The organism is Bradyrhizobium sp. 14AA (genome assembly GCF_054185205.1).
The window spans coordinates 1-555 of record NZ_JAVAYM010000088.1; the positions used below are offsets into that span (position 1 = coordinate 1).

Annotated in this window: 1 protein-coding gene; it reads right to left on the bottom strand. The window is 62.0% G+C overall.

The window, feature by feature from the left end; genetic code table 11:
* The coding region (locus tag RAD15_RS43440) for a VWA domain-containing protein (protein WP_458184801.1) at nucleotides 1-555 on the bottom strand (555 nt) is incomplete at both ends.

A 555-nucleotide genomic window follows, 5' to 3' on the forward strand; every position in this document is an offset into this window, starting at 1 on the left:
CCAGACCGAGCCGGGCTCCTCGTTGACGTGCTCGACCGAGCCGCCGGGCACCATGATCTCGTAAGGCGACATCGAGGCGTCGCCGACGAACACGACCTTGTAGTCGTGCGGGTATTTGTGCAGCACGTCCCAGGTCGGCGTGCGGTCGGTGAAGCGGCGCTTGTTCTGCTTCCACACGCCTTCATAGAGGCAGTTGTGGAAGTAGAAATACTCCATGTGCTTGAACTCGCTCTTCGCCGCCGAGAACAGCTCCTCGACCTGCTCGATATGCGAATCCATGGAGCCACCGATGTCGAAGAACACCAGAAGCTTCACCGCATTGCGCCGCTCGGGCCGCATGTGAACGTCGAGATAGCCGTGATTGGCGGTCTCGCGGATGGTGGTGTCGAGATCAAGCTCGTCAGGCGCGCCGGTGCGCGCGAACTTGCGCAGGCGGCGCAGCGCCACCTTGATGTTGCGGATGCCGAGCTCGACATTGCCGTCGAGATCCTTGAACTCGCGCTTGTCCCACACCTTCACGGCGCGGTTGTTGCGGTTCTTCTCCTGGCCGATGCG